We start from the raw sequence: 14,486 nt of genomic DNA, 5'->3' as shown, positions 1-14,486 counted from the left end.
TCATTCCTGCGCGGAGCGCCATGTGAAACGGGTGACCCGCGCCGTGTCGACCGGACCGGTGGCGATAATCGAGCCCATGCACATCCGCTTCACCAAGATGCAGGGCGCGGGCAACGACTTCGTCGTGCTCGACGAGACCGAAGGCCGCCTGGGCCTGACCCCTGCGCAGTACCGGTTCCTCGCCGACCGCCACTTCGGCGTCGGCGCCGACCAGATCCTCACGGTGCGCCCGTCGCCGGCGGCGGGCATCGACTTCGAGTACGTGATCCACAACGCCGACGGCGGCGAGGTGGAGCAGTGCGGCAACGGCGCGCGCTGCTTCGCCCGCTACGTGCGCGACAAGGGCCTGACCGACAAGAACGCGCTGCGCGTGCAGACGATGAAGGGCGTGATCGCGCCCCGGCTCACGGCCGATGGCCGCGTGACGGTGGACATGGGCCGGCCGCGCTTCGCGCCCGCCGAGGTGCCGTTCGATGCCGAGGGCCTGGTACCGGTGGCCCAGGGTTCGGGAGAAAAATGGCCGCTGGCGCTTGATATCACTGGGCCTGATGCTCCTGTTTTCATAGCAATTGCCTCCATGGGCAACCCGCACGCGGTGCAGCTGGTGGACGACGTGGACACCGCGCCCGTCGCCGCCGTCGGCCCGCTGATCGAAGGCCATCGGCGGTTTCCGCAGCGCGTGAACGCCGGCTTCCTGCAGGTCGTGCACCGCGGCGAAGTCCGCCTGCGCGTGTTCGAGCGCGGCACGGGCGAGACGCTGGCCTGCGGCTCGGGCGCGTGCGCGGCCGTGGCCTGCGGCATTCGCCTGGGGCTGCTGGACGCGCGTGTGGACGTGCACACGCGCGGCGGCCTGCTCACCATCGCCTGGGCCGGCGGTGCCGACGACGCGGTCTTCATGACCGGCCCGGCCACCACGGTCTTCGAAGGCCAGATCGATATTCCCGACACACCATGACCCAATCCGCCATTCCTACTTCATCCGCTTCCGTGCCTCCCATCACCGAGGAGGACATCGCCGAATTCCTGCAGCAGACCCCCGGCTTCTTCGAGCGCCACGCCGAGGTGCTGGCCAGCGTCACCTTCACCAGCCCGCACGGCCACCGCGCCGTGAGCCTGCAAGAACGCCAGGCCGAGATGCTGCGCGAGAAGATCAAGGCGCTGGAGCAGCGCGTGATGGAGATGGTGCGCAACGGCAACGAGAACGGCCACATCGCGCAGAAGATCCACCAGTGGTCGCGCGAGCTGGCCGCCGTGAAGGACCCGCACGCCCTGCCCGGCGCGGTGACCGAGGGCCTGCGCCGCCTGTTCGACGTGCCCCAGACCGCGCTGCGCGTCTGGGACGCGGCGGCGCCCTTCCAGAACGCCGCGCTGGGCGGCGCCAGCCCCGATGCGCGGGCCTTCGCCTCATCGCTCACCGCGCCTTTCTGCGGCGCGAACCTGGGCTTCGAGCCCACGGCGTGGCTGCCCGATGCGTCGCAGGTGCAGTCGCTGGCGCTGCTGCCGCTGCGCGAGGGCGCGCTGGACGGCGAGACCCCGGCCTTCGGCCTGCTGGTGCTGGGCTCGCCCGATACCCAGCGGTTCACCGCCGAGATGGGCACGGACTTTCTCGTGCGCATCGCCGAGCTGGCGAGCGGCGCGCTGTCCCGCCTGCGCTGAAGTGCCACCGGCCTGGGCCGACATGACCGCCGCCCCAGCCGATCCCGGCACAGGCCACCCACCGGCCGCGCTGCCGCCCGAGGCGCTGCGCTACCTGGAGCACGTGCGGGTCGAAAAGCGTCTGGCGGCGCGCACGCTCACCCTCTACACGCTCGACCTGGAGCGGCTGGCGCGCCACGCGGCGGACGTGGGCGTGCCGCTGCTGCAGCTGTCCACCGCGCACATCCGCCGCTTCGTCGCGCAGATGCATTCGGCGGGGCGCAGCGGGCGCGGCATCGCGCTGATCCTCTCGGGCTGGCGGGGCTTTTTCACCTGGGCGGGCCGGCAGGGCCTGGTGCCGCACAACCCGGTGCTGGACGTGCGCGCGCCCAAGGCGCCCAAGCCCCTGCCGAAGGCGCTGCCGGTGGACGACGCGGTGCGCCTGGCCGAACACGAACATGCCGGCGGCGACCCCTGGCTGGAGGCGCGGGACGCCGCCATGGTGGAGTTGCTCTACGGCTGCGGCCTGCGCGTGGGCGAGCTGGTGGGCCTGGACGCCCTGCCCGGCCCGGACACGCAACGCGCCGGGCGCGGCTGGATAGACCTGCAGGCGGGAGAGGCGCATGTCTTCGGCAAGGGATCGAAGCGGCGCAGCGTGCCGGTGGGCGGCGCGGCCATCACCGCGCTGCAGGCCTGGCTGGCCCAGCGCGCCCTGCCCTTCGGCGGTGCGGCGTCGGCCCGGCTGGATGCGGCGCTCTTCGTCGGCCAGCGCGGCGCGCGGCTCACCGCGCAGTCGGTGTGGCTGCGCCTGCGCCAGCGCAGCCAGGTGGCGGGCCTGACCACGCCGGTGCACCCGCACATGCTGCGGCATTCCTTCGCCAGCCACCTGCTGCAGTCCAGCGGCGACCTGCGCGCCGTGCAGGAGCTGCTGGGCCACGCCAACATCACCACCACGCAGGTCTACACGCGCCTGGATTTCCAGCACCTGGCCAAGGTGTACGACGCCGCCCACCCGCGGGCGCGGCGCAGCAGGAAGGACTGAGCGGGCAGCATCCGCCCCGGTACCGGGGCACTGCGGGAGGCAGCGCAAAAACGCTGCTATACACTGCGCGCCATTCCAAAAAGAGGGAGCCATGCGCATCCATCCAACGACCGACCGTGCCGGCCTGCGGCCGCCCTTCGTCTCGCAGGAGATCGAAGCCCATCCGATGCGATTCACCGGGCAGGGCGGCGAGTATTTCCGGGTGTGGATCGTCAACCTGCTGCTCACCATCGTCACGCTGGGCCTCTACACCCCGTGGGCCCGCCGGCGCACGGCGCAGTACTTCTACGGCCACACGCTGGTGGCGGGGAGCCCGCTGGAATTCACCGCGCAGCAGCGCCGCATGGTGGTGGGGTTCCTGGTGCTGGTCGGCATCACGGTGGCCTACCAGATCGCGGCCAACACGGGGCAGGACCTGGTGGCGGGCCTGTTCATCCTGGGGGGCGCGCTGCTGGCGCCCTTCATCTGGGGCAGCGCCATGCGATTTCGGCTGGGCAACACGCGCTGGCGCGGCCTGCGCCTGCAGTTCACCGCGCGCTGGGCCGAGATCTACCGGGCCAGCTGGCCGGTATTCGCCTTCGCGCTGATCTGGATCGTGGTCTCGTACGGCCTGCATGCGATGTGGCAGGACATCCCTCCCGACCCCGCCCGGGGCAGGCGCCTGCCCGGCCAGATCACCGCGCCCATGTGGGGCCTGCTGGCGCTGGGCCTGGTGCTGTCGGTGCTGTGCGTCATCCGCCTCGAATACAACTACCGCAGCCTGCTGGTGCTGCGCGCCCGGCTGGGCGACGAGCCCGGCCGCTGGAAGCCCGTCTACATGGATTTCGTGAAGATCTGGCTCGCCACCGTGGCCGTGTTCATCCTCTGCGCGGTGCTGCTGTCGGCCCTGGTGGCCGCCGCTGCGGGCGGCATCGTGGCATGGGCGGCGGCGGCCCGCAGCGGTGGCTTCGGCCTCTTCTTGCTCATCGCCATCATCGTGTCGTTCGTAGTGGCGCTCTTCATGGTGCTGGTGGCCACCGCCCCCGCCCGTGCGTACCGCGAGGCACGCATGTTCCAGCTGACGTGGGACAACGTCGGGCTGGGCCGCATCGCCCGCTTCAAGTGCCAGCTGCGCACCGGCTCCTACGTGGCCCTGCGGCTGCGCAACATGCTCTTCACCGCGCTCACGCTGGGCTTCTTTCGCCCGTTCGCGATGGTGAGCGAGTACCGCATGAAGCTGGAATCGGTCACGCTGTACGTGAAGGGCGGCGTGGACCAGGTGGCGGGCCGCCTGGTGGAGCAGCAGCGCGACGGCATCGGCGACGCGCTGGCCGACGCCGCCGGGCTGGACCTGGTCGGCTGAAGACGCCGCCCGCATGCCGCAACCCCGACCTGCCGCCACCGCGAACACGCCTTGGGCGGGCGGCGACCTGGTGCCCGCCCGCTGGTACGACGGCCGCAGCAGCCGGCCCAGGCCGGCGCTGGTCGGCTTTTGGCCCACGGCGCAGGGCCCCTCGCTGGTGCTGCACCCGGTGCAGCCGGTGCAGGGCGGCGGCGGCGCGGCACCGCTGACCTACCGCCACGCCCAGGTCGGCTGGCCGGAGACCTGGCACGCGCAGCGCGTGCAGCAGCGCCTGGTGGTGGACCTGCAGGACGGCGGCAGCCTGGAGGTGGACGACGCCCCGCGCTGGCACGCCGCGCTGCGGGCGGCCGGCCAGCGGCCGACCCTGGCGCACCGCATGCAGACGCGCTGGACCACCCTTGCGGCGGTGGTGGCCCTCGCGGCCGTGGGGCTCACGCTGTTCTACCGCTACGGTACGCCCTGGGCCGCCACCCAGCTCACGCGCTTCGTGCCGCTGTCGTGGGAGATCGCGCTCGCCGGCGACGCGCTCGCTCGCATGGACGACGGCTACCTCCAACCCAGCCAGTTGCCCGCCGCACGCCAGGCCGAGCTGCGCCAGCGCTTCGACAACCTCGTCGCCCAGGCACCCCCGGCCCTGCAGCGCTATGGCGGCTACGCGCCGCGCTACACGCTGTCGTTCCGGTCGGGCATGCAAGCCAATGCCTTCGCGCTGCCCGGCGGCGCCATCGTGGTGACGGACGACCTGGTACGCGAGGCGCAAGGCCGGCAGCTGGGCGACGCCGCCATCGTGGGCGTGCTGGCGCATGAAATCGGCCACGTGGCGCACCGCCACACCACGCGCCTGCTGGTCGAGCAGGGCGTGCTCAACGTCGGGCTCGGGCTGGCGCTGGGCGACGTGTCGGCGCTGCTGTCCACCGGCAGCGCCCTGCTGACCGGCCTGGCCTACCGCCGCAGCCACGAGCGCGAGGCCGACTGCTTTGCCGTGGCGCTGATGGGCGAGGCGCGGCTCCCCACCGCGCCCATGGCCGACCTGCTGCTGGCGTTGGCGCGGGAGGAGCGCGATCAGGAGAAGGGCCAGGATGAAGGTGGGGGCCCGGCGGCGGCCCCCGCATCGCGGCCGGCATCCAGCCCCCGCGCCCGGGAGGCCTCCGTGCTGTCGCTTCTGAGCAGCCACCCGGACACGGTGCAGCGCGCCCAGGCGCTGCGGACGGGCTCGCTGGCGGGCTGCGCGCGCTGACGGCCGCGCCCGCGCGGGGCCTCGATGGAAGAAAGTGTGAAGCGCGCCGATAAGCCGGATTCTGTGCACCCGGTTGCCCGGGTGTGACCGCCATTACTCTGGGCCGGGGGTCGCCCACCCGGCTCGATGCTACCTACCCGCCAGCTCGCCCTGCGGAACCACAAGGTCGGGAGAGATTGCCCTGCTCCCGTGGCTGGCCTACTTGGTATTGCTGCGCGTAGAGATTGCCCGTTTCACCTTGGGCGCGGAACGCGCCCAAGGTGGCTGTGGGCTTTCCCGGCTTTCGCCGGGAACCGTCTGGCTTACGCCATCCGGCGCCAGCTTGCGCTGGCGACCCACAGAACACTCCGTGGCTGTCCGTACCCAAACTCGTCTCTGTTGCTCTGATCCTCACCTCACGGTGGGCAGCCGTTAGCTGCTACGCTGTCCTGTGCAGTCCGGACGTTCCTCCAGTGCCAGGTTTCCATACGGCACCAGCGACGGTCTGGCGTGCTTCACGGCGCGCATTATCCCATCCGATCGGGCGGGCCACGGCGGGGCGGCCAGGTGCCCCTGGTGCGGGGCATAACCATATTGCCGAACGGCAGTTGGGCTGGCCCACAATGATCGCCGTTTCCCGTTCGCTTTCCACCCCTTCCACTTTTTCTTCGGAGATGCCATGCCCGTACAGAACATCCTGCAAACCATCGGCAACACGCCCCATGTGCGCATCAACCGCCTCTTCGGCGCCGGCGCCAACGTGTGGGTGAAATCCGAGCGCGGCAACCCGGGCGGCTCGATCAAGGACCGGATCGCCCTGGCGATGGTGGAAGACGCCGAACGCAGCGGCACCCTGCAGCCCGGCGGCACCATCATCGAGCCGACCTCGGGCAACACCGGCATCGGCCTGGCGCTGGTCGCGGCCGTGAAGGGCTACAAGCTGATCCTGGTGATGCCCGAGAGCATGAGCCTGGAGCGCCGCCGCCTGATGCTGGCCTACGGCGCCACGTTCGACCTCACGCCCAAGGAAAAGGGCATGAAGGGCGCCATCGCCCGCGCGCAGGAGCTGGCCGCCAGCACGCCCGGCGCCTGGGTACCCCAGCAGTTCGAAAACCCGGCCAACGTCGACGTGCACGTGCGCACCACGGCGCAGGAGATCCTGGCGGACTTCCCCGAGGGGCTGGACGCGGTCATCACCGGCGTGGGCACGGGCGGCCACATCAGCGGCGTGGGTCGGGTGCTGAAGGCGAAGTTCCCGCAGCTGAAGGTGTTCGCGGTGGAGCCGGTGGCCTCGCCCGTCATCTCCGGCGGGCAGCCCGGGCCGCATCCGATCCAGGGCATCGGCGCGGGCTTCATTCCCGCCAACCTGGACACCACGGTGCTGGACGGCGTGATCCAGGTCGATGCCGAACCGGCCCGCGAATACGCCCGCCGCGCCGCGCGCGAAGAAGGCCTGCTGGTGGGCATTTCCTCCGGCGCCACGCTCGCGGCCATCGCGCAGAAGCTGCCCGAGCTGCCGGCCGGCGCCAGGGTGCTGGGCTTCAACTACGACACCGGCGAGCGCTACCTGTCGGTCGAAGGCTTCCTGCCGGGCTGAGCGGCGCACGGCCGCCCTGGCCACGGGGCCTGCGGGGCCGCCACGGCGCGGCTGTGCAGGCGTTTCCGGCATGCAGCGTCAAGGGGTCGGCCACCCGTCCTACAGGGGGTGGAAGGGCCGATTTGGAACAATCGACCACCGCAGACCGCCCGCCCTTTCGGCGACGCACCTGCCCCTTTTGCGATCGAACTGATGGACACCGCCACCCCAAAGCCCATTGCGTTCAAGGTGCTGACCGTGAACGTCCACAAGGGTTTCACCAGCTTCAACCGCCGCTTCATGCTGCACGAGTTGCGCGACGCCGTGCGCGAGGTGTCGGCCGACCTGGTGTTCCTGCAGGAGGTGCTGGGCACGCACCACAAGCATGCCGGCCGCGTGGAGAACTTCCCGCAGGAGCCGCATTACGAATTCCTGGCCGATACGATATGGCAGCAGCATGCCTATGGCCGCAACGCGGTGTACGACAACGGGCACCACGGCAATGCGCTGCTCTCCAAGTTCCCCATCACCCACTACGAAAACCACGACATCTCGGTGACCGGCCCCGAGCGCCGCGGCATGCTGCACTGCGTGCTGCAGCCGCCCGGCAGCCCCACGCCGGTGCATGCCATCTGCGTGCACCTGGGCTTGCAGGAAGCGCACCGCCAGCGGCAGCTGCGCCGCATCTGCGACCTGGTGGCCACGTTCGACCCGGATGAGCCGGTGGTGCTGGCCGGCGACTTCAACGACTGGCGGGGCCGTGCCCACGAAGTGCTGAAGAAGGGGGCCGGCCTGCACGAGGTATTCATGCAGGGCGGGCGCAAGGCTGTGCGCACCTTTCCGGCGTCCATGCCGCTGCTGCAGCTGGACCGCATTTATGTGCGCAACGCTTCCGTGCTCACCCCTGTCACGCTGCCGCGCAAGCCCTGGGACCGCCTCTCCGACCATGCGCCGCTGGCGGCGGAGATCGCGCTGTGAGCGGCCCTTCCGCCGCGCAGGGTGGCGCCGCACGCGGCGAGCGCGGCGCCGGCAGCCGCTGGGTGCCGGGCAACGATTTCGACCTGCTGGAAAACGGCGAGGAATTCTTTCCCCGCGTGTTCAACGCGATCCGCGCGGCGAAGCGCGAGGTGTGGCTCGAAACCTTCATCCTCTTCGAAGACAAGATCGGCCTGCAGCTGCATGCCGCCGTGCTGGAAGCCGCCCGGCGCGGCGTGACGGTGCACATGCTGGTGGACGGCTTCGGCTCGCCCGACTTGTCCGACCGCTTCGTGGGCGAGCTGGTGGAGGCCGGCGTGCATTTCCGCATCTTCGACCCGGGCCGCCAGCTCTTCGGCCAGCGGCTGAACGTGCTGCGCCGCATGCACCGCAAGATCGTGGTGGTGGACGGCGAGCGCGCCTTCATCGGCGGCATCAACTACTCGGCCGACCACGTGGCCGACTTCGGCCCCGAGGCCAAGCAGGACTATTCCGTCGAGGTGCGCGGCCCTCTGGTGGCGCAGATGCACGCCTTCGTGCAGGACGCCGTGGTGCCGCTGAAGCAGCGGCGGCGCTTGCGCCAGTGGAAGCAGAACAAGGCGGCGGCCGACACGCCCCACGCCGGGCCGGCCCAGGCCCTCTTCGTCACCCGCGACAACCACAACCACACCAACGACATCGAGCGGCACTACCGCATCGCGCTGCGCTCGGCCCGCAAGCGCGTGGTCATCGCCAACGCGTACTTCTTTCCCGGCTACCGCTTTGTGCGCGAACTGCGCCGCGCCGCCCAGCGCGGCGTGGACGTGCGGCTGATCCTGCAGGGCCAGCCCGACATGCCCATCGTGAAGACCGCCGCCGGCCTGCTGTACGACCACCTGCTGCGTGCCGGCGTGCGCATCTACGAATACTGCGACCGGCCGCTGCACGGCAAGGTGGCGCTGGTGGACGACGAATGGTCCACCGTGGGCTCGAGCAACCTCGACCCCTTGAGCCTGTCGCTCAACCTGGAGGCCAACGTCATCATTCGCGACGCGGGCTTCAACCGGCGGCTGTACGAGCGCCTGGCGCACTTGATGGAGCACAGCTGCAAGCAGGTGGAACCCGAGCCCAAGGGCCGCTGGGAAGGGCTGCGGCTGGTGCGCAGCTACTGCGTGTTCCACCTGATGCGCTGGTTCCCCACCTGGGCGGGCTGGCTGCCCAGGCACGAGCCGGAAATCTCCCTGGTGGACGAAGCCGCCCTGGCGACCGAAGCCTCGCAGCGCCCGTCGGGCGCGCAGTGAAGCGCGAGCCCCGGCGCCCGCCTGCCATGCCGTCTTCGCAGCCCACGTCGCCGGCACCCGAGCGGCCGGGGCTGGCGGGCCGATTCGCCCGGTTGCGCCGTCAGCGCTGGTGGCCCTGGCTGCTGACGGGGCTGACGGGGGGTTTCATCGGCTTCGTGGTGTACCTGCTGTGGCACCAGGGCAGCCGGGTGGATTGGGGGTCGGTGTGGCACTCGTTTCTCGCCCTGCCCCCCGCCGTGGTGCTGACGGCCGGCGCGCTGGCCTGGAGCAGCCACCTGCTCTACAGCACCTTCGACCTCTTCGGCCGCCACTACACCGGCCACGGCCTGACGGTGGCCCGCACCATGGGCATCACGCTGATCGCCTACCCGTTCACTCTGAACCTGGGGTCGGTCATCGGCGGGGTGAGCGCCCGCTACCGGCTTTATTCGCGCCAGGGCGTGAGCCTGGCCCACATCGGCCATATCGTGGGCCTGTCCATCCTGACCAACTGGCTGGGCTACTTCGCCCTGGCGGGCGCCGTGTTCTGGGCCTGGACGCCGCAGCTGCCCGAGGGGTGGACCGTGGGTGCGCAGCAACTGCGCTGGGCCGGCACGGCGCTGGCCTGCGTCAGCCTGGCCTACCTGGTGCTCTGCGCGTGGCGCCGGGGCGAACCCCTGGTGGTGCGCGACCACCCGCTGCCCATGCCGCGCTGGCCGGTGGGCCTGCTGCAGGTGGCCGTGTCGGCCGCCAACTGGATGCTGATGGCCGCCGCGTTGTGGTGGCTGACCCAGCAGCAGGCACCCTACGCGGCCGCGCTCGCCACGATCCTGCTGGGCGCCGTGGCCGGGGTGATCTCGCGCATTCCCGCCGGCTTGGGCGTGCTGGAGGCCGTGGGCACGGCCGTGCTGTCCGCCTACATGCCGGCGCCGCAGGCCCTGGCGGCCGTGCTGGCCTATCGGGCGCTCTACTTTTTCGCGCCGCTGGCGTTGGCGGCCCTGGCGTTCGCGGCCACCGAGATCTGGTGGCGCCGCCGGGCTGCGCCGCCCGAGGCCATGCATGGGGCGACGGCTGCGGCGAACGGCTCGCGGCCGTCCACGCACGCCCTGTGATGCGGCGCCGCGCCGCCTGCGCGCAGGCATGATCGCCCCATGTCCGGCCCCCGCGAAACCTCGACGCCTTCAGCCTCCATTGCCATTCCGTCACGGGTGGGCATCGCGGACGCGGTCTCGCCGCCGCCGCTGTCCGAATCGCAGCAGCAGTTCAACACCCTGGTGGAGCGGATCGGCGAAGAGCGCGCGCAACTCGGCACCTGGAATGCCGCCATCGCCGCCTACCAGCAGCGCTACGCCCGCGAGCTGCAGCCGCTGATCCGCGACTACCACGCCATCCACGTGGAGCTGGTGCAGTGGCTGGATACCGAGGCCACCGGGCGCATGGGTCTCAGCAAGTCCATGCAGCAGACGGTGGGCGAGGTCATCGCCAGCATGTCCGCCTACCTGGCCGAAGGCGTGCTGGACGAGGACACCCGTGCCGCCATGCAGGCCCTACATGCGCGCTATGGCCCGCAGGACGCGCCGGCACCGGCCGCGCCAGCGCCCACGGCCCCCGAGGGGCCGAGCGTGGACGGGCCGGAAGACGACTCGCCGGAAGCCATTCTGGAGCGCGTGGAAGCGCAGATGCGCGCCGACCGGGCCCGCGTGGAGGCCGAGCGCCAGCGCCACCGCGCCCAGCGCGCCAGGAAGCCCACGGCCCGGGAGCGGCGCGAGCAGGAAGCCGCCCAGCAGGCCGGCCAGTCGGTGCGCTCGGTCTATCGGCAACTGGCCAGTGCACTGCACCCGGATCGCGAGCCCGACCCTGCGCAGCGCGACCGCAAGACCGCGCTGATGCAGCGGGTGAACCGGGCCTACGCGGACGAGAATCTGACCGAGCTGCTGCAGTTGCAGCTGGAGGTGCAGCAGATCGACCCGGACCATCTCGCCCGGCTGGGCGAGGAGCGGCTGGCGCACTACAACCAGGCCCTGGCGGCTGAGCTGGCCGGCCTGCAGCGCGAGGTGCGCGCGATCCAGGACGATTTCAAGGCCCGCTTCGGCCTGACGGCGCCCGGTCAGCTGTCGCCCCAGTCGCTGGACAAGCACCTGCGAGTGCAGGCCCAGCAGCTGCACGAAGACATCGCCGACTGGCGGATGCAGCGCCGCGCCCTGGAACACCCGGCCGAGCTCAAGCGCTGGCTGAAGGCGCAGAGCGCCGCGTGGCGCGACCGGTAAGCCGGCGGCGCCGCGGCGCACGGACAACGCGCCCCTTCGGTATCATGGGCGCCCCCGCGAACCTGCCACACGCCCGATAGCCACGGGCCTGCACGCCATGATCCGTCTCTCAGAAATCAAGCTGCCGCTGGCGGCCCTGCCGGCCGACGCCGGTACCGCCGACTCCCCCGAAAACCCGCACGCCCACCCCGTCGCCGCCCTGCTCGCGCAGGCGGCGGCCCTGCTCGGCATTCCCGAGGGCGCGCTGGCGCACCTGCATGTCCACAAGCGCAGCTTCGACGCGCGCAAGCCCGAGCTGCTGGCGGTCTACATCCTCGACGTCACCCTGGCCGACCCGGCGCAGGAGCCCGACTTGCTGGCCCGCCATGCGGCCCATCCGCACATCCAGCCCACGCCCGACATGGCCTGGCGGCCCGTGGGCCGGGCACCGGCGGACCTGGCGCACCGCCCGGTCGTCGTCGGCTTCGGGCCCTGCGGCATCTTCGCCGCGCTGGTGCTGGCCCAGATGGGCTTTCGCCCCATCGTGCTGGAGCGCGGCAAGCCGGTGCGCGAGCGCACCAAGGACACCTGGGGCCTGTGGCGCAAGCGCGCGCTGCACGCCGAGTCGAACGTGCAGTTCGGCGAGGGCGGCGCAGGCACCTTCAGCGACGGCAAGCTCTACAGCCAGATCAAGGACCCGCGCCATCTCGGCCGCAAGGTGATGGAAGAATTCGTGCAGGCGGGCGCGCCGCCGGAGATCCTCTACGTCGCCCACCCGCACATCGGCACCTTCAAGCTGGTCAAGGTGGTGGAAACCTTGCGCGAGCAGATCATCGCCCTGGGCGGAGAGGTGCGCTTCGAGCAGCGCGTGACCGACGTGGTGGTGGAACGAGACGCGAGCGGCCAGCGCCATCTGCGCGGCCTGCAGGTGCTGGACCAGGCCACCGGCCAGTCGCACACCATGCGCGCCGACCATGTGGTGATGGCGCTGGGCCACAGCTCGCGCGACACCTTCGCCATGCTGTACGACCGGGGCGTGCACATGGAAGCCAAGCCGTTCTCGGTAGGCGTGCGCATCGAACACCCGCAGGGCGTGATCGACCGTGCGCGCTGGGGCCGCCATGCCGGCCACCCGCTGCTGGGCGCGGCCGACTACAAGCTGGTGCACCACGCCGGCAATGGCCGCGCGGTGTACAGCTTCTGCATGTGCCCGGGCGGCACGGTGGTGGCAGCCACCAGCGAGCCCGGCCGCGTGGTCACCAACGGCATGAGCCAGTATTCGCGCAACGAACGCAACGCCAACGCCGGCATGGTCGTGGCCATCGACCCGCGCGACTATCCGCACGATGCCGAGGCCTTCGCCGCGGCTCTGGGCGGCACGCATGGCGTCGAGGCGCTGGCGGCTGGCCAGGCCCATCCGCTGGCCGGCATCGTGCTGCAGCGGCAGCTCGAATCGAACGCCTACCTGCTGGGCGGCAGCAGCTTCAACGCCCCCGCGCAGCTGGTGGGCGACTTCCTGGCACAACGCGCCTCCACGCAGCTGGGCAGCGTGGAGCCGTCGTACAAGCCGGGCGTGACGATGGTCGATCTGCGCGAGGCGCTGCCCGCCTATGCCACGGATGCCATGCGCGAAGCCCTGCCCGCCTTCGGCAGGAAGATCCGCGGCTACGACATGCACGACGCCGTGCTGACCGGCGTGGAGACGCGCACCTCGTCGCCGCTGAAGATCGGCCGGGGCGAGAACCTGCAGAGCCTGAACACCGCCGGCCTCTACCCCGCCGGCGAAGGCGCCAGCTACGCGGGCGGCATCCTGTCGGCCGGGGCGGACGGCATCAAGGTGGGCGAGGCCGTGGCCCGTGCGCTGCTGGGCCAGGCGGCCTGAGGGTTCAGGCGCCGCGCCCCGCGCACCCTTCCCTGCTATCCCGCGCGTTCCAGCATGGCGTGCAGCAGCACGTTGCAGCCTGCGGTGATGTGCTCGGGCTTGGCGTCCTCGATCTCGTTGTGGCTGATGCCGTCCTTGCAGGGGATGAAGATCATTCCGGCCGGGGCCAGCTTGGCCATGTACACCGCGTCGTGCCCGGCGCCGGACACCGCCGGCATGTGGCTGTAGCCCAGCCGGGCGGCGGCGCGGCCCACGGCCTCCACGCATTCGGCGTGGAACTGCTGCGCGGGGTAGCTGGAGACGAGATCGATCTGCACCTGCACGCCGTGCTCCTTGCCCACCTGTTCGGCCAGGGCCTTCACCTCGGCCGCCATCGCATCGACCAGCGCGTCGGTGCTGTTGCGCAGGTCGATGCTGAACTTGACCCGGCCGGGAATGACGTTGCGGCTGTTGGGGAAGACCTGCACCATGCCCACCGTGCCCCGGCCGTGCGGCGGGTGCCGGTGCGCGGCCGCGACCACGTCCTGCATGATGCGGGTGGCGGCGAACAACGCATCCTTGCGGAGGGCCATGGGTGTCGGGCCGGCATGGGCCTCCATGCCCGTCACGGTGCAGTCGAACCAGCGGATGCCCAGCACGCCGCTGACCACGCCGATGGTCTTGTCGTTGTCCTCGAGGACCGGGCCCTGTTCGATGTGCGTCTCGAAATAGGCGCCGATGGGATGGTCGCCCGGCTCCTGGTCGCCGATGTAGCCGATGCGCTCCAGCTCGCCTTTCACGGTCTTGCCTTCGGTGTCGGTCGCGGCGTAGGCGTGCTCCAGCGTGAAGGCACGGGCGAAAACGCCCGAACCCATCATCACTGGCACGAAGCGGCTGCCTTCCTCGTTGGTCCAGAAAGCGACCTCGATGGGCGCCTCGGTCTGGATGCCGTGATCGTTGAGCGTGCGTACCACCTCGATGCCGGCCAGCACGCCGTAGTTGCCGTCGAACTTGCCGCCCGTGGGCTGGGTGTCGATGTGGCTGCCGGTCATGATGGGCGGCAGGCTGTCGTTACGGCCGGGGCGGCGCATGAAGACGTTGCCGATCTTGTCGATGGTGACGGACATGCCCGCCTCGCGCGCCCAGCGCGTGACCAGGTCGCGGCCCTGCTTGTCCAGGTCGGTGAGCGTGAGCCGGCAGACGCCGCCCTTGGGCGTGGCGCCGATCTGCGCCAGCTCCATGAGCGAATCCCAGAGGCGTTCGCCGTTGATGCGCAGGTGGCTGGTGTCTGTTGTCACTTTCGTATCCATGGTGGTCTCCGGAATAGGGGGAAG

12 protein-coding genes and 1 other RNA gene are annotated in these 14,486 nt (G+C 70.9%); 11 read left to right on the top strand and 2 right to left on the bottom strand.

Annotated features, from left to right (window positions below; genetic code table 11):
- The first annotated feature begins 76 nt into the window (after positions 1-76).
- The 5 genes from dapF to ABWV53_RS15885 all read left to right on the top strand — a co-directional run bounded on the left by dapF (position 77) and on the right by ABWV53_RS15885 (position 5,256).
- Positions 77-955 carry a diaminopimelate epimerase gene (dapF, locus tag ABWV53_RS15905; RefSeq protein WP_353367122.1) on the top strand — a complete coding sequence of 293 codons (879 nt, stop codon included), beginning with the start codon at positions 77-79 and terminating at the stop codon, positions 953-955.
- A complete protein-coding gene (locus tag ABWV53_RS15900; RefSeq protein WP_353367121.1) occupies positions 952-1,656 on the top strand; it encodes a DUF484 family protein in 705 nt (234 codons plus the stop codon). Before dapF ends, ABWV53_RS15900 begins: the two co-directional genes overlap by 4 nt.
- A gap of 22 nt (positions 1,657-1,678) precedes the next feature.
- Positions 1,679-2,677 (top strand): tyrosine recombinase XerC, encoded by a 999-nt coding sequence (locus ABWV53_RS15895; protein ID WP_353367120.1) that lies wholly within the window; start codon positions 1,679-1,681, stop codon positions 2,675-2,677.
- 91 nt (positions 2,678-2,768) lie between these two features.
- Positions 2,769-4,019: a YjgN family protein gene (locus ABWV53_RS15890; RefSeq protein ID WP_353367119.1), complete on the top strand. Its 1,251-nt coding sequence runs from the start codon at positions 2,769-2,771 to the stop codon at positions 4,017-4,019.
- 13 nt (positions 4,020-4,032) lie between these two features.
- Positions 4,033-5,256, top strand: coding sequence for a M48 family metallopeptidase (locus ABWV53_RS15885; RefSeq protein ID WP_353367118.1), 1,224 nt, complete (start codon positions 4,033-4,035; stop codon positions 5,254-5,256).
- A 34-nt stretch (positions 5,257-5,290) separates the two neighbouring features.
- Here ABWV53_RS15885 and rnpB read toward each other — a convergent pair.
- Positions 5,291-5,752, bottom strand: an RNA gene (gene rnpB, locus ABWV53_RS15880) — RNase P RNA component class A.
- A gap of 162 nt (positions 5,753-5,914) precedes the next feature.
- On the opposite strand from rnpB, the gene cysK reads away from it, so the two are divergent.
- From cysK to ABWV53_RS15850, 6 genes are all read left to right on the top strand, one after another.
- A complete protein-coding gene (gene cysK / locus ABWV53_RS15875) occupies positions 5,915-6,832 on the top strand; it encodes a cysteine synthase A (RefSeq protein ID WP_353367117.1) in 918 nt (305 codons plus the stop codon).
- A gap of 192 nt (positions 6,833-7,024) precedes the next feature.
- Positions 7,025-7,789, top strand: coding sequence for an endonuclease/exonuclease/phosphatase family protein (locus ABWV53_RS15870; RefSeq protein WP_353367116.1), 765 nt, complete (start codon positions 7,025-7,027; stop codon positions 7,787-7,789).
- Entirely contained in the window at positions 7,786-9,066 is a 1,281-nt protein-coding gene (gene clsB, locus ABWV53_RS15865) for a cardiolipin synthase ClsB (protein WP_353367115.1), read from the top strand. Before ABWV53_RS15870 ends, clsB begins: the two co-directional genes overlap by 4 nt.
- 26 nt (positions 9,067-9,092) lie before the next feature.
- Positions 9,093-10,157, top strand: a complete 1,065-nt coding sequence (locus ABWV53_RS15860) for a lysylphosphatidylglycerol synthase transmembrane domain-containing protein (protein ID WP_353367114.1) — start codon at positions 9,093-9,095, stop codon at positions 10,155-10,157.
- A 39-nt stretch (positions 10,158-10,196) separates the two neighbouring features.
- Positions 10,197-11,312 (top strand): J domain-containing protein, encoded by a 1,116-nt coding sequence (locus ABWV53_RS15855; protein ID WP_353367113.1) that lies wholly within the window; start codon positions 10,197-10,199, stop codon positions 11,310-11,312.
- A 97-nt stretch (positions 11,313-11,409) separates the two neighbouring features.
- On the top strand, positions 11,410-13,173 hold the full coding sequence (locus ABWV53_RS15850) for an NAD(P)/FAD-dependent oxidoreductase (RefSeq protein ID WP_353367112.1): 1,764 nt from the start codon (positions 11,410-11,412) through the stop codon (positions 13,171-13,173).
- Between the two features lie 35 nt (positions 13,174-13,208).
- On the opposite strand, the gene ABWV53_RS15845 is transcribed toward ABWV53_RS15850, so the two are convergent.
- On the bottom strand, positions 13,209-14,462 hold the full coding sequence (locus ABWV53_RS15845; RefSeq protein ID WP_353367111.1) for a Zn-dependent hydrolase: 1,254 nt from the start codon (positions 14,460-14,462) through the stop codon (positions 13,209-13,211).
- Between the last annotated feature and the right edge of the window lie 24 nt (positions 14,463-14,486).

The sequence above is a fragment of the Acidovorax sp. FG27 genome, assembly GCF_040365715.1.
Classification (GTDB): domain Bacteria; phylum Pseudomonadota; class Gammaproteobacteria; order Burkholderiales; family Burkholderiaceae_C; genus Paracidovorax.
This window is presented reverse-complemented; position numbering and strand designations above follow the sequence as displayed.